Here is a 19022-nt window from a genome sequence, read left to right on the forward strand (position 1 = left end):
AGGTGAGTAAAATCAACCGCAAAGCGGCTATTTTGAGGGCAATGTGGCTGCTTTGCCCCCCGGCGTCAAGGAAATATTCCGTCGATCCCGTCGCGCCGGAGTGGTCACGAATTTTCGACGGCGGCCAGGATTGCGCGGGTTCGTTCGCGGTAATTGTGCGCCGTCAGCGTGCGGCGCTGACCGGCCGCAGCAATTTCCTTTCGTGCCGCATCGTCCGCGAGATATCGGTCGATCTTTTCAATGCACTCGTCGATGGAGCGCCATGCCACGACGTCGCGGTCAAGGTCGAACAGCGTGTGCAGATTGTCCTTGAAGTCGGTGAGCAGAAACGTGCCGACGCCGGTCGCTTCGAACAGCCGCACATTTCCGGCCTCGCGGCCGACCATGTCGATGTGGGAGTTCAGCGTGATGCGCGACCGCCGCAGGGCCTGGTACATCTCAGCGCCCCAGGCTTCGCCTTGAAAACAGCGATGCAGGGGGGAGGAGGCGGGGAGGCCCGGCGCGATGTTGCCGAACAGTTTGAGATCGAAGCGCGCGGCAACGGCCTCCAATAGCGCGATCCGTTGCTGATGATCAGCCGAGACGGTGCCGACGAATGAGATGTCGATGTCCTTGGCCGGTGCGGGAGGTAACGCATCGTTCACGTAGGGTTCGAAGGCGAGGTGGCTCACTTCGGCGCGGACGCCCTCGCCGCGGAAAAACTCGACCGTGGCTGCCAGCTGGGAGATCAAGAGATCATAGACCCGCCAGTCCTCGCCACGGGTCGGCGAAATCCCGATCTGGCCGACCAATATGGGCTTGCCAATTCCCTTGATGCGCCGCATCAGCGCCGTATCGATGTGAAACGTATCCTGGTTCAGCACCAGGTCCGGCCTGAAATCCTCGATTTGGGCGAGCAGGATTTTTTCCGCCTGCGCATCGAGCTTCGGGCTAAGCCCGATTTTCCGGGCGAATGGCCTCAACATCGGCTTGAACGGCGCGACCGCCTGCAGCAGCCAGGCCGGCATCCTGCTGGCGGCGTCCGCGCCCATCGTTGGCCCGGTAACTGTCACGGCCATGCCGTGCTCCCGCGCCCAGGCTGCCTGCAGCCAGGGATTGTTGACGTGGATTTCCGCCGCGGAATGGCCCCAGCCGTTGAAATTCCTCGAGTAGAAGTCTGCAACCCCGAACAGGCTGGCATTGCGCGCCACCATTTGCGCGGCGTAGGGCGCATCTTCAAGTCCGGGCTGCTTGCGATAGAGCCGCGTCAGGAAGCGTGGGTAGTCCGCGTTGAGGATGAGTATCCGCATGGTTTCTCGGTAGCTTTATCTTGCCTGACAGGTCTCTAAGCAAGCGGTTGTTGCCACCGCCCGCGCATGTGTCGGTTCTTGACGATCAACACACGCTTGAGTAGCCAGAACGAAGATTCCATCAAGTCAGTTGATTATTGCTGTCCAGAAAAGGGCGTGGCATGGGCAGAACAGATACCACGGGCAAAATCAATGGTGGGCAACTTACCTCGACAAACCGGCAGATCGGGCAAGACAAAGGCTTCGATCCGGATCGGCTCACCTCGGGGGGTGCCCTGAGAGCTGCCGATCGATTAGGGCCGGTTTTCGCGTCCGACGTGAGGAGGCTGCGCGTTGAAGTCTCGACACGTATCCGCATCGATCGTTTGAATGGGTCTCCAGATCGAGTCGGCTATGTCAGCCGTGGGCCGATCTGTTTGCGACGGCGCCGCTGCCTATCCACGTGATTGGCTGCTTGAGGCGGGGAAAGCCTACTTTCTGCAGCGGCGCTGCTTGTACGGAAGATTACAATTGACCAACTTCGAGGGGCCGTATTCGGGAAACCGATGCGAAGAGCAGGGACCTCTAGTCGGCATCCCATCCTGTTGCATCTCGGCACGGTGTCCAACCAGGTGAACGGACAACATCCTGCCAGGCGGTGGTTGGCTCGTGTACAACTATGATGAGGACTACCTGCGTGCGCGCCGCGACTAACGCATCTGCAGCTACTCCCGAGGCAGGCCGACACGTCTGAGTAGCTCGCTGCTAGCAACTACGTCTCCGGCACGGGAGCCAACGCATCCTGTCCGGGGTCATGCGGCAACCCAGTCCGTACTCATTCCTATCTGGACGCTAACAGACGTTGTGAAGCATTATACCAAGACCAGCGAGCAGCAGCATATTTCGGTGAGATCAGCTCGCTTGTTAGCTAAACCTATTTACTTCTGGTTAACCTCTCAGCGGCGAAGTGAACGTCAGCAAATTGTGACGCTCGATATTCAGGTAATTTTAAATCTCGTCCGATAGGTCTGGCAGGGTCAAAGAATTGACCCCTCAACCAGAAGGAAACCATCATGTCCGGCATCATTCTTTCGGCTTCGGTTCGCCAGAACCTGCTCTCGCTGCAGTCGACCGCTGATCTGCTCGCCACCACGCAGAGCCACCTTTCGACCGGCAAGAAGGTCAACTCGGCCCTCGACAACCCGACCAACTATTTCACGGCCGCCTCGCTCGACAACCGCGCCAGCGACATCAACAACCTGCTCGATGGCATCGGCAATGGCGTGCAGGTACTGCAGGCGGCCAACACCGGCATCACCTCGCTGCAGAAGCTGGTCGATAGCGCCAAGTCGATCGCCAACCAGGCGCTGCAGGCGACCTCAGGTTATTCCTCCAAATCGACCGCCACGTCGGTGGCCGTGACAGGGGCGACCGCCACGAACCTGCTCGGCAACGCCGATACGGCGGCGACCGTGTCGGGCACTGCGGTGACCAACCTGGCCGGCACCGAAACGCTGGCGGCTGCCGGTTTCACGAATACCGATTCCTTTACCGTCAATGGCAAGACGATCAGCTTTGTGACGGGTGCCGCGGCTGACGCTGCATTCACGGCCGATGCCTCCGGCAACGTGACGATCAGCCTGTCGTCGACCGCCGGCGGCAAGGTCAGCGACGTCCTTGCGGCGATCGATAGCATTACCGGTGGTACATCGTCGATCAGCGCCGGAAACGTCCTAACCATCAGCAATGCCGCCACCGATACGACCAAGAGCATCACCCTCGGTGGAAGCGCCCTCGCCAAGCTGGGTCTTACGGCCGGCGAGACCAAGCCGACCAATACCAAGGACAACCAGGTCCTCAGCATCGCCGCGATCGGCAGCAAGGCGGCGCAGACCATCACCATCGGAACCGGTGCCGGTTCGGTCAACACCCTCGACGATCTGAACAAGAAGCTGGCAGACAGCAACCTGGTGGCTTCGCTCTCCAGCGACGGCAAGCTGAGCATCACCACCGCGAACGACGATGCCTCGGTCGATCTGACCGGCAAGATCACCGGTAGCGCCACGGGTGCCGGCGGTCTGCTCGGGACCCTCACCACGAGCGCGCCGGTCAAGGACGTCAATGCGCAGAACACCCGCGCGGACCTGGTCCGCCAGTACAATATTGTGATCGACCAGATCAAGACGACTGCGCAGGATGCTTCCTTCAACGGCATCAACCTGCTCAACGGCGATCAGCTCAAGCTGGTGTTCAACGAAACCGGCAAGTCGTCGCTGACGATCAACGGCGTGACCGACGATCCGGCCGGCCTCGGCCTGGCGTCGCTGACGTCTGGGACCGACTTCATCGACAACGACAGCACCCAGAAGGTGCTCACTTCGCTGAACAACGCATCGAGCACGTTGCGTTCGCAGGCGTCGGCCTTCGGTTCGAACCTGTCGGTCGTGCAGATCCGTCAGGACTTCTCCAAGAACCTGATCAACGTGCTGCAGACCGGTTCGTCCAATCTGACGCTGGCCGACACCAACGAGGAAGCGGCCAACAGCCAGGCGCTGTCGACCCGCCAGTCGATCGCGGTGTCCGCGCTGGCGCTCGCCAACCAGAGCCAGCAGAGCGTGCTCCAGCTGCTCCGCTAAGCAGCGGCGTCAGCACAAGCAAAAGCAACAAGAGGCCGGCGGGGGAAACCCCGCCGTCTTCATTTTAGGTAAGCCCGGGAAGACCGGGTTCAGTGAAAGTAGATGTTAAGCTTGCATTAACCGTCTTATTTTTATTGTTTTGCGTCCCCGTGAGGTCCGATTCATGCCGTTACGATTTGATTTAGGTCCGTTTGAAGTGCTTCATATTGGTAAAAGCGTCATCAGAAATTCTCACGAGCGAGCCTGCTTCGTCGTCGAGGGCGAAACCCCGATCCTGCGGTCAAAAGACTTCCTGGCGGCCGAACGAGCGCACGCTGTGGTCGAAAAACTCTACCGCTGCGTCCAGCAGATGTATCTGGAAGAGGCTCCAGGCAAGTACCAAGGGGCGTACTTGGCCTTGAGGGTGGGGGCGGTCGAGGAATCACCCGATCGTTATCCTCTCGTGCAAGCGGCAGACGAGTTGGTGCGTGCGCGCGAGTACTACCGAGCGCTCAAACTGCTTAAGAAGCTCATCAAGACGCAAGCGTTTCTAGTCGATCGAACCCCACCGGAAGGCTATATGCCGCGCGCAGGAGGACGGAAGCCTGCCGTGGGCGGCACCCGAGCTTCCTAGCGCTGTGCGTACCCTATTCGATGGAGTTCAGTCCAACTTTCGAGTAGCGCCAGATGAGTGACACCTCGTCCGAAAAACGCCAGCTTAACGAGCCGCGAACCGGCTTCTCTCCGTCTGTTCTCCTTCTTTTGTTCGTAGCTATCGGGGCAATAGGAGCTGGTGCGGTTGTCTGGTCAATCCGATGGACTGCGCATGACCTCATGCCGGCCGCTGCGCCTAGTGTTGTGCCGTCGGATGCGCTCGACAAAGCAAATGATGCGATAGCTGGTCTCCAGCACACGATCGAAGACCTCCGGACAACGCAACAACGCACTGCCGCACAGCTCGGCGAGCTGCAACGTCAGCTATCCGCCGAGCAAGGTGAGCGCAAGTTACTGACAGATCAGGTGAATGCGCTTACAGAGCGCGTAAAGGCGGCCGAGACATCCGGCTCGCCACCTCCGCAAGCCGCGAAGAGAAAGCGATAGGTCCAGCCGTTTTCGCGCCCGCATCCCGGGCGGCCCTGCAGACGACCTTAAAACAGCCATTGCCGTCGGCGCGATTGCAAAACCACAGGGGCACCCACCAACATTTGGCGATCTGTGGGGCGCGATTGAAGGCCCGGCTTGGAAGTGACCGAATATCGGCGTTCATTATCGCTTGCCGCGCCTGTTTTTTGGAGCCTGTGGCGCTGCTGGCGTGCTCTCGGCGTTGGCTGAAGCTAGCGTGTCAACGCGCGCGCTTAGTGCGCTTAACTGATCGGATAACATCTTACGTTCACCCTGTTGCGCCGATACCTTCTGCCGAACGTCGCTGATTTGGTCCGCCAGCTCCTTCTGGGCAGATTGAATGCCCTGCAGATCCTCCGTTAGCTTCTGCTGGGCAGACTGAACGTCCTGTACAGTTTGCTTCAGCGAGGAAAGGGTCTGCTTGATTTGCTCGATAGCCGGGTCTGGGGATACCGACACCTCGGCCTTTTGTTGCGGGCCAGTCGATTCGCTTGCGGCTTCATGATTTATCCAGAAGGCGCCCCCAGCAACGATGGCGGCTACAAGCACGATTGCCAGCCACGGCACTAACGACCGGCGCTGATGCGGATCGGCATAGGAATTTGGATTGGTCATCATGCGTGTATCCGATTGCGGCGCGATGCGGCTAACAAATTAGGTAGAACTCGTTCCGGACGGCCGCAAGGCCCTAGATCGGCCGATTGCCGGCTGCCAGCGGCAGCGCTTTCTGCTTGGCAACGGCTGCTTTTTCCTCTTCGCTTTGAAAGCGATGAAGAAGCTGGATGCACCATATTCATCGGACCCGCCGGACCCAAATCTACTTTGCGCTCCCCGTCAATTCTTCGCGAGTGATGGGAGGCGACGTGCCTGGCCTCCAGGCGAACTCGGTATCTCCCCTGGGCATGCCAGAGTTCTGCACGTTTGCCCCGTGTTTGGATTCAAATAGCCCCACGCCCAAGCCAAGCTTGGGCATCGTTTGCCGCGCGTTAAAGGCAACCCTAAATGCGGGCAAGGTAGCGAATGATTGCGAACGATCCGATCACCACAAACGTCGTCACAGCAATTGAAAACAGAAATCTCGCAACGAAATCTTTCGGGCTGAGCCCATCCATACCGTACGCCCCCTCCTGGGCAGCCTATCTCGGCTACAAACCGCACTCTATCCAACCGCAAACCAAGCGCAAGCCATTCGGCTAGGGAGCTAACCTGCGGACCTTCTGTCTTTGCCGCTCTGGCGAAGGTCGCGGGGTGTGCTGCGGCGACAATGATCCGAATGCCGGCCGGTGGCTGCTACTTTAGAATGTGATGACACGGCAAGGCAATTCAATCAATCTGGATCAATTGACACTCGATAAGCCGTTTAAACGGCAGCCGTTTTTATTGCGTGGGGGAGCGGTGATTGCCAAGGGTCAGAAGGTCCGGCTCAATGAGCTGGGCTTGAGGTTCTACGTCTCCAATAAAGGCGCTCCGAAGCGGAGGCATCCCAAATGGGAGGGCCGCATTGGAACAGTCGCAACGGTCACCAAAGATAAAACCAGAGCCCGCATTATCTGGGACGGTAACAGAAGCATGGCTGACGCTGTTCCGATCAAATTCCTCGAGGATGCCTCTCAGTCAATTCCCAGGGCTGCGAGCAGGGGGGCGGTTCATGCTGAAACGAAACCTGACGCAACCAAGAGGAGATGAATTTGAACGACAAGGAGATATTGAAAGTCTTGAATGTCACATCGGGTGCCGTAATGCGCGCAATTCTAACGGCCCAGATGACGACGGTGACGAGCTTGATGATTACGCTGGCGGAAAAGAGATTATTGACACCTGAAGACGTTTCGGCATTCGCCATGCGAACAGCCGATCTGCTTTCGCATGATCTGCAGAACAAACAGGAGGGCATAGCAAAGGAATTCAACGACGCCCTCCAATTCTACGTAGACGAGCTTTTGAAGATGTCAGAACAAGGTATTCCCGGTGCATCGTCTCGATCGCGGACTTGAGGCCGTCGCTCAGCTGGAGGTCGCGCTCAAATGTCGGTCGTAGAGGAAGGAACTCACCTCTCCGGATATTACGAAGTCCGGCGCGGGGAGGCCGAGGTTGTCGGGCACGAAGATTGTGACGACGGCTGTCGCTAACGGTCGACGGGACCCGACGAAAGTTAGCAGAGAGTTGGGCCATCGAGCGGCGGGCCAAGCATCAATGGCGGGCCTGCCTGTTGTGCTTAGCGAAGAGAGGTTTGTTCCAAAGAAAGGCAGGGTCTTTTGTTAACGCAAGAACACTTGCAACACAGACCGGACAGGCATCAACGAAGGGTGTTGTGCTGGCAATGGGTTCGGGTTAGTTATTGTAGGAAATTAACCAAAGGTTGCAGGCCCTTTCGGTTACCATCGATTTGCTCTGATAGATTTAGTCAAGTTCATTGATTTTGCATGCTCTTTCGCTCTCCATCAAGTCCAGCGCCGGACGAAATACATTCTGCTTATGCGGTTTCGGAAGGGAACTTACCGCGAATGACGCACGCGGCCAGGCGGGCCGCGTTCAAGATAGTTGCGGGAGCGGCAGGTAGCGGTCTGAGCCAACTCGATGATCATGCTTGATGAGAAATCCACATCAGAAACTGGATCTCGGCCAATTGTACTGGTAACGGGAGCAAATGGTTTTGTCGGCCGTCACCTAACCCCTGTGCTGTCACAAGCAGGCTGGAGAGTTCGGCGCGCCGTCCGGGGTTCCAGTTTATCCATCGATGATGAAGCCGTTGTCGGACCGATCGGCCCTTCGACCGACTGGTCAGAGGCGCTGACCGGAGCGCACGCCGTCGTTCATCTGGCGGCGCGAGTGCACCAAGTCAACGAAGAGAGCGCGATAGACATTTACCGAACGATCAATGTTGAAGGTACCTTACAGCTCGCTCGATCTGCCGCAAAGGCAGGCGTCAAGCGGTTTATCTTTGTGAGTACCATGCTGGTCAATGGTAGTTGTACCGACGACCGCGCTCCTTTTCGAGAAACCGATGAACTTGCGCCGCGGGGGGTGTATGGGGTTTCGAAGGCAGAGGCAGAGCTTGGCTTGAAGCAATTGTCTTCGGATTTGCCGATGAGCCTCACCGTTATCCGACCGCCGCTAGTCTATGGACCAGGGGCTGTGGGCAATTTCCATCTCTTGGTCAGAGCGGTCCGCTCGGGAACTCCACTCCCGTTCCGTGCGGTTCATAATCGACGCGCTTTCGTGGGCGTGCAGAACTTAGCCTCCTTCATCGCAAACAGGCTTACGCACAACGAAAAGCCTTTCGATGTATTTTTGGTAGCCGACAAAGAGCAAGTCTCAACTCCGGAATTCATTGGCAGGCTGGCGCGAGCGATGGACAGAAAGGCGCGGCTTTTCCCAGTTCCGCGCAAAGCCTTGGAGCTCCTTCTGCGCGCAAGTGGCAGGCCCCGAATCCGTGACAGCCTTGTTGGCGGCCTGGAGGTTGATCTAACAAAGCTGATGGCTACCCAGTGGCAGCAAGTGCTTACGATGGACGAGGGCCTTTCCATCGCTGTTCGACCAGCCCATGGTGAGCACGCCAAGTTGAGATGAGCAGCGCTGTTAGCGCTCGGCCGAGCATAAGGATAAGCAGGCCTGTCGGAGCATAGCTATCGACCTACCGAAGTGCTTGCAGCGGATGGCGCGCCGCAGCGCCGCCGAGAGAGGGAGGCGGGACGATCCAGCGCACCCACCCAGCTTTGAGCCGCGCGTGAAAGCTGCTTCGTCGGGCAAGCAAGTCTAGGTGCCGTCGGTAACGGCGCTGCGACCGAAGGGGCTCCGATCAATGAAGGTCAGTACCTGGTTCTTTCGAAAAGACCTCTGGCGGACTGATGTACCATAGTAAAAACAATAACCCACAACCATGAGTGATGAAGGCGGTGGATAGCGGTACGTTGAGAATCACTTGGGACATAACCGAGCTCGAGATGAGAACCAGTGAGGGTGGTAACCGTGCCGAAGCGCTGTTGCCTAGCGCAACGACGAGGCCGCAAACGAGAGCTGACAATGGTGCTAGTTTCACTCCGACAGAGGCGATGCCCTCGGTCGCAAACAGGGAAGCATTATAGTTTCCCAGCCCATATGCTTGCGCCATCACTACACCAAGCTGATCCTGATAAGGACAACTCACTAGCGACTTCACGATCGACAGATGGCAAAAATAGGTTGGCTCATGTCGGGCGAAAAATTCATTGTAGATCGCCAAAGCTGCCGACGGGATATCGATCATTCGAAATGCAAAAAGACGGAAGGCATCATTCTCGTGTTGTCCAATGAGCGCTGCCAAAACGCCAATCAAAAGCGGTATTGCGAGACTAAGTATGGCGGCCAATCGGATTTCGAAAAGTCTGCCGAGGAACGCAATGAACAAGAGCCATGCGGGTGTGAACAGAGCGCTCTTGCTTAACGTGATCGGAAAAAAGAGAGCCAGCAAGACGAGTGACGCCACAGCCTTCAAGTACTGTTGCCGCAAGAGAAAACAAGCAAAAGCGAACGGGATAAGTGAACTTGAGAGAATACCAACGCCATATCGCAAGAGTACCGGCAATTTAAGCTCATTTCGCAGCCGAGCGGTGAGTAGTTCATTGTGGAAATCTGCAAAGCTGCCAAAATCTGCACGGAAACTGTAGACCATCCCGAGAAGGATCACTACGATCCCCAATGCTAGGATGAGCAACAAGAGGCGATCAAAAGTACGAGGCGCAAGCGATAACCACGCTTTTGGTCGCACACGTAGAAGCAGGGCGGCTACCAGAAACGCAACGGTAGAAATCAGCGCGGACGCACCAGCAAGATAATGATTGTAGTCTCTATTGGTAAAAGCGTTCAGAAACAGGAAGCCGGCAACCATCTGATACAGATAGAATCCGACGACATACCCGAAGCTGAATTGTGTTGATCCGAATGCCCACGCAAGCGGGATCAGAGCTGCAAGCATCAACCACAAACCCACGGATCCCTGCAGCGGATCGCCGGCCGTGAGTTCTGGACGGTAGACGGAGGCATACGCAAACGACAGGCAGATTGCAGCTATGTGAGCGATGACACAACCAACGATGACGATACGTCTGTCGCGATCTAACATCATGTTCCTATGAGACTTCGTTGTGTCACGATGGCTGCCGAGCAGCAATCCGCTGGGCTCTCAAAGCGCGCTGTGCCATGCCGCTGTGTGCCGTGAGATGGAAGGCAATATACTACATAGTCGTGCCGGTGCAGCCTTTCGTTGCGATTCTTTCGTAAGGTACTCGGACGTCGTCGTAGCCTTAACCGACTGAATTGGGCTCAGTTCGTCCTAGAACATCAAAATAGATGCTCTTCATGCGATGCATGAACATCTTTTGGTCGTATAGGTCCTTGGCGCGCCTCTTCCCAGACTGACCCAGTCGTGAAGCTAGCGAAGGATCTTGGAGGACTTCAGTTAACGCTGATGCGAGCGCGTGGGGATCGTTTGGCGGAATCGTCAAGGCTTCTAAGTTATGTCTTGCGATATGCGGTACCGCGGTCGGCAAGGTCGTATTTACAATTGGTAATCCAGCAGCCATCGCTTGCAGTTGAACCAGCCCAAAGGCTTCAGCCTGGCTTACCGAAGGGAATGCGAACGCTCGCGCGGCATGCAAGTAGGACTTAACCTCGCTATCGCTTATGGTGCCGAGGAAGGTGATACGGTCGGAAAGTCCGGAGTCGACGGCCATCCTTTCAAGATCGCTTCGAAGCGCCCCTTCTCCAATGAGCACTAATTGTCCCTCGACGGCCTTGAGGGCTTCAATCAATACAGCAAATCCCTTGTAAGGAACCAGCCGCCCCAGAGCCAGGATCAATCTCGGGTGCTTCCGTCTCAACTCTTCTGCCGTTGTTTTCTCCTGAGTTGAGCAGCATGACCAATAATCGATGTCGATCCCGTAGGGCACAACGACGCATTTTGCTCTGAACGGCTGGAGAAAGCGCGAATTATCAATTGATGACTGATCGGCAACGATGATTCGATCCGCTCGATCCAAGGTCCGGGTGATGGCGGGAGCGAGAAGCATTAGCAGCTGAGGATAGGTTGTGATGTCAGCGTGCCAAAATACGACGAGGCCTAGACGGTTCGAAAGCCGCGAAATTGCAAGATCGGCAAGCGGAAACGGTGCATGGTGAACCACGATATCGAAATCGGGTGCACGACGACGAAGGGTAAAAGGGTAGGTCGGCGCCAAAGGCGTCGAAAACAATGTACCCAGGGACCCCACAGCCTCTACGGGCGTGCCATCGATGGTCTCGCGCCGAAAACGGCCACGCGTACGGGCGACGAGCACGCGATTGTCGATCGACTCTCTGGATTCGCGACTTAGAACGGAGATAACGGAGGGCACTCCACCCTCCAGGTCGCCGCGATATACCTTATAGGTGTGGAGAATTTTGAGCGGCTCAATCGTCATTGGTCCGAGCTGTAGTACATATGCTGTGGACCTAGCAAACTGAGGGTACGGTCGGTTAACGCGGCTGTCGTTCCCGATCTTCACGCCAGAGGAATGGAGGTCTTTTCTACGGATTCCTGTCAATTTTATACGTAATTCAACTGGGGTGCTAGACTTACCGCGCGAATTTTGCTGCCGTCGGCACGGATCATAGCAAGGGGCCTCGCGGCAAACCGCGCGGCGCCGGAGTGATTCGGATGGGGGGCGCGCATGCGAAAAAGAGACCAGTAGGTCGGGAGGGAGAAATGGACGAGTTGACACTCATGGTGAAGCGTTGGCTTGCGACAAACGCCATTCCCGAGGAAGGCTTTGCGCTCGTATTGAATTTTAGGAACGCCCATGGCGGAATGCAATGCGAACACGCGGTTCGGCGCGAGATGATTGAAGCTGAGCCCAACCAGGTCGCTCGTCTGAGTCTGTACGATGAGTTCGAAATGAACGGCATCACTGTGCGAGTCGAAAGCCCGGTGCACACCTTCTAACTCTTGCAGCACGTGTCGGCCGCCGGAGAGACCAATAAATCTTGTTTGTCTACGTGACCAGCAAGCAGGTCGGCGATCGTGAGCCTCAACTACCTGAAGCGTCATTGGCGGAAGCAACTACTTTGGTGTCCGCTCGCCATGCTCCACACCGCGAAAGAAAGCACGGACTATAAACATCAGGCCGGTCTTCGCAGACGGCATAAAGCAGCGAGCGGCGCTGGGGTTTCCACGGCGCGCTCATTTTCGCCACTTTTCCGCCCACGTTGTGCCAACAAAGCCCGCCCAAATGCTTTATGTGAAAAAGTTCCTACTCCCTTCCTGCGCGTCACTCGCCTAATAGACCGAAATCGCAAGCGAAATTTATCAAAGGGATACCCTCCAGCGGGCAATTGTAAATGCTCGCTGCACCAGCTAATGCTTTGGTCTCCTTTCTGGGGACCGGACTTCGTTTGGGCCGATGCGTCCACAGGTGCGCGGAAGATCATAATCCATTGTAACCAGGGACTGAAACCTGAATGTCTAAGAAAACCGCCCTGATCACCGGAGTCACAGGACAAGACGGAGCCTACCTCGCAGAGCTGTTGCTCTCTAAAGGTTACAGAGTGCATGGCATCAAGCGGCGAACCTCGCTGTTCAATACCGACCGCATCGATCACTTGTATCATGACCTTCATGAAAAAGGTCACGACTTCACGTTGCATCACGGTGATCTGACCGATTCGTCGAGCCTTATTCGCATAGTACAGCACGTGCAGCCCGACGAGATCTACAACCTTGCGGCGCAGAGCCACGTGGCGGTGTCGTTTGAGGAGCCGGAATACACCGCCAACTCCGACGGGCTCGGCACCCTGCGTCTGTTGGAGGCGATCCGCATTCTCGGGCTGCAAAGAACGACGCGGTTCTACCAGGCCTCGACGTCAGAACTTTACGGACTGGTCCAGGAGGTGCCGCAGAAGGAAACCACGCCGTTCTATCCGCGCTCGCCCTATGCGGTTGCGAAGCTCTATGCCTACTGGATCACGGTGAACTATCGCGAGGCGTACGGCATGTACGCGTGCAATGGCATCCTCTTCAATCATGAATCGCCCATCCGCGGCGAGACCTTCGTCACCCGCAAGATCACCCGCGCGCTGGCGCGCATCAAGCTCGGCCTGCAGGAGAAAGTCTATCTCGGTAACCTCAATGCGCGGCGCGACTGGGGACACGCTCGCGACTATGTGGAAATGCAGTGGCTGATGCTGCAGCAGAAGGAACCGGAGGATTATGTGATCGCCACCGGCGAGCAGCACTCGGTACGCGAATTCGTCGAAGTCGCTGCGAAGGAAGCCGGTATCTCCGTTCGCTGGCAAGGCGCCGGCGTCGAGGAGCAAGGCTTTGATTCAGCCACCGGCAAGTGCATCGTGCAGGTTGATCCGCGCTACTTCCGGCCGGCCGAAGTCGAAACGCTGCTTGGTGATCCGTCCAAGGCGAAGCGCAAGCTCGACTGGTCACCCTCGACATCGTTTTCACAGCTGGTGAGGGAGATGATGCAGGAGGATTTGAAGTCCGCGAAACGTGATGAGCTCGTCAAACAGCACGGCTACAGCCACTTCAACTATCACGAGTAGAATCCGCTCAGTCCGCTGAAGTGGAGACGGTTTTGTGATCGCAGCGTGCGCGAGCTGGCGCGGGCGGGCCAAGGAACTAACACAGGCGGATGGGGACAATTCGTTGGCGAAAATCGCATTGGTAACTGGCGCGACCGGACAGGATGGCCGCTATCTCCTCGATCTGCTGCGGGGGTACGGCTATGTCGTGCATGCACAGTCGCGGCGAGCGCCTCCCCCCGGCGCGACCGGTGACGGGGTCAGATGGCATGTGGGCGATCTCACGAGCGGCGCATTTCTCGAGCAGCTCATCGCCGACACGCAGCCGGACGAGATCTATAATCTCGCCGCGGTCTCGCGGCCGATCATGTCGTGGCGGGTTCCGCGAGAGACCGCCGAGCTCAATGCCCTCTTGCCGCAGAGCATCTGCGAGCTACTGCTAAAGCATAAGCCGGAGTGCCGGCTGTTCCAGGCGTCGTCGTCAGACATCTTTGGCGACGGCTTCAGCGAGCATCAGAATGAGCAGACCCATTGTGTGCCGAAATCGCCTTATGCTGTCGCCAAGCTCTACGGCCATCGTATTATCGGTGCCTATCGGAAGCAGTATGGCCTTCATGCCTGCTCGGGTATCCTGTTCAATCACGAGAGCCCTTATCGACCGCTGTCATTCGTGTCGCAGAAGATCGCTTACGCGGCCGCCGCCGCGGCGTGCGGGCTGAAAGATACGCCCGAACTCGATGAGCGCGGCCGTCCTATCCTCTCAGGTGGTAAGCTACTGCTCGGCGATCTGGGCGTACGGCGCGATTTCGGCTTTGCCGGGGATTACGCCGAAGTCATGCACATGGTCCTGCAACATCCGACGGCGGATGATTATGTGATCGGCACCGGCGAGGATCACTCGATCCAGGAGTTTTGCGAGCTTGCCTTCCAATCGGTCGGACTGGACTGGACCGATTATGTCAGCGTCGACCCAAAACTTATTCGAAAGACGGACAGTCACTATACGCATGCGGACCCGGCGAAACTCCGGTCCGTTTTCAAATGGCGTCCGAAGGTCACATTCCCGGAGCTCGTCTCGACGATGGTCGAGGCGCAGGTCAAGAGGGTTCAGGATGATATGGCGTTGGAGCGATCTTACAATCCGGGTATGAAGCTGGCCTGATATATCGCGGATGGATGTCTCGATGCGTGTTCTTTGCACCTTCAGGATCTATCTGCCGGACGTCAGAGTTGGCTCGCTGGAAAGGTGCAGCCGGCCGCGAACGCGCCGGATAAGATCAATCAGTTTTTCTGCAACCGATGCAGACGCTCTGGAGGGAAGCTGCTAAGGCGGCCTGCGGTTCCATGACAACTTTATCAAGGCAAATGAGCGGTAGCAGATCGCAAACTGAGATGGCAGTGCCGATGATCGCACAAGGGCAGGGGCAGTTGCACCTTGCGATCCAGGACGTCATCGATGGCGCCGCGCTGTGGCCGCTGTGGGCCAAGCTCGGCTGGAACGATATTTTGCAACGTTATCGGCGCTCGCTGCTCGGCCCGCTGTGGCTCACTGCCAGCATGGCGATCATGGTGGTGGCGCTGGGGGTCATCTATGCGCAGATCTTCAAGATCGCGCTGCACGATTTCATGCCGTTTCTTTGCGTGGGGTTGCTAGTCTGGGGACTCGTCAGCTCCGTGCTGATCGAAGCGGGAACGCTGTTTACGGGGGCGGAATCCTATATCAAGCAGATCCGGCTGCCGTATTCAGTCTACGTCTTTCGTTTCATCTGGGCCAAAGTCATCATCTTCGCGCACAACTTTGTCATCTATTTTGGCATCCTGCTCTACTTCCAGATCTGGCCGGGCGGCACTGCTCTTTCTGCTATTCCCGGATTTCTCGTGGTGGTATTCAACGGCGCGCTCACCAGCCTTTATCTCGGCATGGTTTCGGCGCGCTTTCGCGACGTTCCGCAGATTATTGCCAGCGTGGTGCAGATCCTTTTCTTTTTGACGCCGATCATGTGGAAGCCAGAATTGCTCGGGGGCGGCTCTGTTCTGATGACCTTGAATCCGTTCTATCATCTCGTCGAATTGGTTCGTGCGCCGCTGTTGGGCCAAGGGCCTTCTACAATCAACTATATCGCGGCAATCCTCATCACGGCAGCCAACTTTCTGTTAGCTGCCGCATTTTTCGTCCGCTTCCGGGCGCGTATCTCGTACTGGGTCTGAGTTGATGCCGTTACCTGTTCTCGGTCTTGATCACGTCAGCGTCTCGTTTCCAGTCTACCATGGCGGCTCGCGATCGCTGAAGAAAAGTCTCCTGTCTCGCAGCTCGGCGGGCCGGATCGCCCGTGACGCTAACGATCGGATTACGATCGATGCGCTGCGCGATGTATCCTTTTCGCTCGATAGCGGTGATCGACTTGCGCTGATCGGGGCGAATGGTGCTGGCAAGACCACGTTGTTGCGCGTAATGGCAGGCATTTACGAGCCTGTGGCCGGCACTGTGACTGTGCACGGGCGCATTTCGCCGATGTTCGATATCGGGCTGGGCATTGATGCCGATCTGAGTGGCTATGACAATATCCGCCTGCGTGGCCTGCTGCTAGGATTGTCGTCAGGCGAGATTGATGGGCTGTTATCTGGTATCGCCGAATTCACGGAACTGGGTGACTATCTTGACATGCCCGTGAGGACTTATTCATCGGGTATGTCGCTGCGGCTGACCTTCGCCGTTGCGACCTGCTTTGAGCCGGAGATTCTGCTAATGGACGAGTGGATCCTTGCCGGTGACGCGCATTTCATGGACAAGGCGCAAGCGCGCATCGATTCCTTTGTTCAAAAGGCAAGCGTTCTGGTACTGGCATCACACAACCTCGACGTCTGCCGCAGGTGGTGCAATAAGGGGCTCTGGCTGCAGCAGGGCCAGGTTCGATCATTTGGCGAGATTGCGAGTGTAATTGAGAGTTATCAAGCGGCAGCGATCTAATGCACCTTAGATCGGGACCTTGTCAGTAGATTTCGAGCCGGGATGCGCAGATGAATTCTAGAAAGCCAGGTTACAAAAAGATTGACTGCTGCAGGATTAGCAACAGTCGGAATCTTATTTCGGTCCTCAATCTTGGCCATCAGCAGCTCACTGGCGTGTTTCCGAGGCATCGGGACGAGAACCTCACTTCGGGTCCGTTGGAACTGGTGTGGTGTCCGGACTCGGGGTTGTTGCAGCTCGCGCACTCCTTCGAAGCGCAGGAAATGTATGGCGAAAACTACGGCTACCGCTCGGGACTTAACCAGTCGATGGTCGATCACCTCACACGGAAAATCGGTCAGCTGTCGCGGAGGGCAGATCTCAAGCCCGGTGATACTGTACTCGATATTGGCTCGAACGATTGTACCTCGCTGAGGGCCTATCCTGTGGCAGCACTGACTCGCATCGGCATCGATCCGACCGGGCGAAAATTTCAAAGTCACTATCCCGACGACGTGAGACTCGTGCCGGACTTTTTTTCTGCGGAAACCTTTCGTGGTGTCAGCCAGGCACCAGCAAAGATCGTGACGTCGATTGCGATGTTTTATGATCTCGAAGATCCGGTGGCCTTCGCTCGCGATGTCGAGAGCATTCTCGCGCCGGATGGCTTGTGGCATTTTGAACAAAGCTACATGCCGTCGATGCTTCGTATGACATCTTACGATACAATCTGCCACGAACATCTGGAGTTTTATTCCCTGTCCGTTATCAAGAGAATTCTTGATCTTGCGGATTTAAGGATTGTCGATGTCCAGATGAATGCAATCAACGGTGGAAGTTTCGCGGTCACAGCCGCTAAACAGAAAAGTGCGGTCAAAGCGAATGATGCCGTCATTCATTGGCTGCTCGAGCAGGAAGAGCGGATGGGGTTGCATACGCCGCGGCCGTACCGTGAGTTCGAGGATCGCGTCTATCGCCACCGTGAGGACCTGCGGCGATTGCTGCAATCGCTAGTGGCGGACGGCAAGCGCATCGTTGGGTATGGCGCCTCCACTAAGGGCAATGTTGTCTTGCAGTTTTGTGGAATTACCGAAAAAGAGGTCTGCGCCGTCGCCGAGGTCAACCCTGACAAGTTCGGTGCGTTTACACCCGGCACTCGGATTCCTATTGTTTCGGAGGTGGAAGCGCGCTCCATGAACCCGGACTACTTTCTGGTTCTGCCCTGGCATTTCAAGGAAGGAATTCTCAAGCGTGAGCAGGCTTTCTTGGATGGCGGCGGAAAGATGATTTTTCCCTTCCCCGAAATCGAGATCATCTGAGCATCACGGCTCGAAAAAATGCCTAGGTTGAAAATTCTAATCACCGGCGCGGGCGGCTTCGTTGGAGGTCATCTTATTGAGGCGTTAGGGAGGCGGCTTCCAGATGCAGAAGTCTGCGCAACTGCGTTGCGGTCAAGGGCGGCGCGTGATGGCTACCGGCTCGATCCTCTTGACGTAACTGATGCCCTTGCAGCTCGGAACGCGATCAGCCAATTTCGGCCAACCCATGTCGTTCATCTGGCCGGCTTGAGCACTTTGGCCGCCGCGGCGGCAGACTATCATGCGACCTGGAACATCCACTTGTTCGGCACGTTGAATCTTGCGAATGCAATTCTAGAGCTTGCGCCGGACTGTGCATTTCTCTTTGTTGGTTCTGGGGAAGTCTACGGGGCAACTGCGCGATCTGGCCTGGCCCTCGACGAGGGGGCGATCCTCGCGCCACTAAGTGAATATGCCGCGACAAAAGCCGCAGCAGATCTCGCGCTTGGCGCGATGGCTCAAAAGGGATTGCGGTCGATTCGGTTGCGCCCTTTCAATCATACAGGGACTCGACAATCGGAACGTTTTGTCATTCCCAGTTTTGCAAAACAGATTGCAGATATTGAATCTGGCCTGCTGCCGCCCATTCTGAAGGTTGGGAACTTGGAGGCTGAGCGAGACTTTCTCGATGTGCGCGATGTTGTCGACGCCTATGTTTCTGCAATTCAAGTCTCGAATCATCTGCCCCACGATATCGTTCTCAATATCGCGTCCGGTGTTCCGATTCGGATTCGCGAGTTGTTAGATAAGTTGATAAATCTCAGCGGGTGTGCGATCCGCATCGAACAGGATCCCACACGTATGCGAGTAAATGATACCCCACGATATTGGGGCGATGCAACGCGGGCGCGACATCTGCTGACTTGGTCGCCTCGATTCCACATTGATGAAACGCTGGGAGACGTGCTCAATTCTTTTCGACAGGTTGCGGCCCCTAACCACGAACATAGGGGACAAACACTCTGAAGAGACGAGGTTCGCTATCGGTGTCTCAGCCAGAAATGCGCTAAGCGAGCAAGCTCGATAGCGTACCGGACGTCTGTAGCGACCGAACAAGTCGTGATACTAAACTAGCCGAGCGTGAAGTCGTCCGGAGCGCAACGCCATGTGCAGAGACCTTTGCAGGGTGTGCTTGGAGCCGTGTAACGTCTGCGGCTAGGTTCCTTGC

Annotated in this window: 16 protein-coding genes; 12 read left to right on the forward strand and 4 right to left on the reverse strand. The window is 56.6% G+C overall.

Annotated elements, in window-relative coordinates; translation table 11 throughout:
- Positions 1–104: 104 nt before the first annotated feature.
- Positions 105–1289: a CgeB family protein gene (locus ACZXDY_RS25480; RefSeq protein ID WP_464347390.1), complete on the reverse strand. Its 1185-nt coding sequence runs from the start codon at positions 1287–1289 to the stop codon at positions 105–107.
- A gap of 1052 nt (positions 1290–2341) precedes the next feature.
- Between ACZXDY_RS25480 and ACZXDY_RS25485 the strand changes: the two genes are divergently transcribed.
- The 3 genes from ACZXDY_RS25485 to ACZXDY_RS25495 all read left to right on the forward strand — a co-directional run bounded on the left by ACZXDY_RS25485 (position 2342) and on the right by ACZXDY_RS25495 (position 4984).
- Positions 2342–3904, forward strand: a complete 1563-nt coding sequence (locus ACZXDY_RS25485) for a flagellin N-terminal helical domain-containing protein (protein WP_464347391.1) — start codon at positions 2342–2344, stop codon at positions 3902–3904.
- 163 nt (positions 3905–4067) lie between these two features.
- A complete protein-coding gene (locus ACZXDY_RS25490; RefSeq protein ID WP_464347392.1) occupies positions 4068–4517 on the forward strand; it encodes a flagellar biosynthesis repressor FlbT in 450 nt (149 codons plus the stop codon).
- Positions 4518–4570: 53 nt separating this feature from the next.
- Positions 4571–4984, forward strand: coding sequence for a hypothetical protein (locus ACZXDY_RS25495; RefSeq protein WP_464347393.1), 414 nt, complete (start codon positions 4571–4573; stop codon positions 4982–4984).
- A gap of 165 nt (positions 4985–5149) precedes the next feature.
- Here the strand turns inward: ACZXDY_RS25495 and ACZXDY_RS25500 are convergent, their stop codons facing one another.
- The gene (locus tag ACZXDY_RS25500; RefSeq protein ID WP_464347394.1) at positions 5150–5623 is read right to left on the reverse strand and encodes a hypothetical protein; all 474 of its coding nucleotides are present in this window, start codon (positions 5621–5623) and stop codon (positions 5150–5152) included.
- Positions 5624–6693: 1070 nt separating this feature from the next.
- On the opposite strand from ACZXDY_RS25500, the gene ACZXDY_RS25505 reads away from it, so the two are divergent.
- Both ACZXDY_RS25505 and ACZXDY_RS25510 read left to right on the forward strand, forming a co-directional pair.
- On the forward strand, positions 6694–6999 hold the full coding sequence (locus ACZXDY_RS25505) for a hypothetical protein (protein ID WP_464347395.1): 306 nt from the start codon (positions 6694–6696) through the stop codon (positions 6997–6999).
- 583 nt (positions 7000–7582) lie between these two features.
- A complete protein-coding gene (locus ACZXDY_RS25510) occupies positions 7583–8575 on the forward strand; it encodes an NAD-dependent epimerase/dehydratase family protein (protein ID WP_464347396.1) in 993 nt (330 codons plus the stop codon).
- A gap of 229 nt (positions 8576–8804) precedes the next feature.
- Here the strand turns inward: ACZXDY_RS25510 and ACZXDY_RS25515 are convergent, their stop codons facing one another.
- Both ACZXDY_RS25515 and ACZXDY_RS25520 read right to left on the reverse strand, forming a co-directional pair.
- Positions 8805–10109, reverse strand: a complete 1305-nt coding sequence (locus tag ACZXDY_RS25515; protein WP_464347397.1) for a hypothetical protein — start codon at positions 10107–10109, stop codon at positions 8805–8807.
- 178 nt (positions 10110–10287) lie between these two features.
- A complete protein-coding gene (locus tag ACZXDY_RS25520; RefSeq protein WP_464347398.1) occupies positions 10288–11442 on the reverse strand; it encodes a glycosyltransferase in 1155 nt (384 codons plus the stop codon).
- 284 nt (positions 11443–11726) lie between these two features.
- On the opposite strand from ACZXDY_RS25520, the gene ACZXDY_RS25525 reads away from it, so the two are divergent.
- From ACZXDY_RS25525 to ACZXDY_RS25555, 7 genes are all read left to right on the forward strand, one after another.
- On the forward strand, positions 11727–11963 hold the full coding sequence (locus ACZXDY_RS25525) for a hypothetical protein (RefSeq protein WP_464347399.1): 237 nt from the start codon (positions 11727–11729) through the stop codon (positions 11961–11963).
- Between the two features lie 515 nt (positions 11964–12478).
- Positions 12479–13570: a GDP-mannose 4,6-dehydratase gene (gene gmd, locus ACZXDY_RS25530; RefSeq protein WP_464347400.1), complete on the forward strand. Its 1092-nt coding sequence runs from the start codon at positions 12479–12481 to the stop codon at positions 13568–13570.
- A 103-nt stretch (positions 13571–13673) separates the two neighbouring features.
- A complete protein-coding gene (locus ACZXDY_RS25535) occupies positions 13674–14711 on the forward strand; it encodes a GDP-mannose 4,6-dehydratase (RefSeq protein WP_464347401.1) in 1038 nt (345 codons plus the stop codon).
- 230 nt (positions 14712–14941) lie between these two features.
- Positions 14942–15757: an ABC transporter permease gene (locus ACZXDY_RS25540; RefSeq protein WP_464347402.1), complete on the forward strand. Its 816-nt coding sequence runs from the start codon at positions 14942–14944 to the stop codon at positions 15755–15757.
- A 4-nt stretch (positions 15758–15761) separates the two neighbouring features.
- Positions 15762–16517: an ABC transporter ATP-binding protein gene (locus ACZXDY_RS25545; RefSeq protein WP_464347403.1), complete on the forward strand. Its 756-nt coding sequence runs from the start codon at positions 15762–15764 to the stop codon at positions 16515–16517.
- A gap of 50 nt (positions 16518–16567) precedes the next feature.
- A complete protein-coding gene (locus ACZXDY_RS25550; RefSeq protein WP_464347404.1) occupies positions 16568–17815 on the forward strand; it encodes a class I SAM-dependent methyltransferase in 1248 nt (415 codons plus the stop codon).
- Positions 17816–17842: 27 nt separating this feature from the next.
- Entirely contained in the window at positions 17843–18820 is a 978-nt protein-coding gene (locus tag ACZXDY_RS25555) for a GDP-mannose 4,6-dehydratase (RefSeq protein ID WP_464347405.1), read from the forward strand.
- Positions 18821–19022: the final 202 nt, after the last annotated feature.

The sequence above is a fragment of the Bradyrhizobium sp. LeoB3 genome, assembly GCF_055456055.1.